Source organism: Streptomyces murinus, assembly GCF_002154555.1.
GTDB classification, from domain to species: Bacteria; Actinomycetota; Actinomycetes; order Streptomycetales; family Streptomycetaceae; genus Streptomyces; species Streptomyces murinus.
On the sequence record NZ_MUNF01000842.1, the window covers coordinates 1 to 687 of the forward strand.

Sequence of the window (687 nt, forward strand, 5' to 3'; positions counted from 1 at the left end):
GGAGCGCGAGGTCGACGTCCTTGGTCACGATGACCTCGGCGGCCTTCGCCATCAGACGCTGCGCGAGCTGGCCCATCTCCAGGATGGTCGCGTGCAGGTCCTGCGGGACGGCACGCTCCGGGAAACGCAGCCGGGTCAGCTTCGCCACATGCTGGGCGAGGTCGCCGGAGCGCTCCAGGTCGGCCGACATGCGCAGCGACGTGACGACGATGCGCAGGTCCGTCGCCACCGGCTGCTGCCGCGCCAGCAGGGCTATCGCCCGGGCCTCCAGGTCGTGCTGGAGCTCGTCGACCTTCTGGTCCGCCTCGATCACGCTCTCGGCGAGCTTGAGATCGGCGTCCAGCATGGCGGTCGTGGCGCGTCCGATCGCCGAGCCGACCAGCCGGGCCATCTCCACCAGACCGTCGCCGATCGAGTCCAGTTCCTCGTGGTACGCGTCCCGCATCAGGGTTCCCTCTCGTATACGTGCTTCCGGGGGTCGTTGTCCGGGGGCCCGGCGGCAGAACCGGCGGTGCGAACCCCACGCTCCCACGTTGTGCCCCGTACGCGTCCGTTTCCGGCTTCCCAAATGAACCGGTACTGGCCCCTAGGTGAACTCTGGGCGACGAGTGTTCGAGGTCGCACCCGATCGGCTGTGGGTAGGTCGGCCACCATGCCTAACCTGGATGCATGGACGTGAACGCGGCG

The 687-nt window shown here is 68.7% G+C and carries 1 protein-coding gene; it reads right to left on the reverse strand.

Features of this window, described 5'->3' with window-relative positions:
* On the reverse strand, window positions 1-445 hold a 445-nt coding region (locus CCN72_RS35715; protein ID WP_279630317.1), incomplete at its 3' end, for a phosphate signaling complex PhoU family protein.
* Window positions 446-687: the final 242 nt, after the last annotated feature.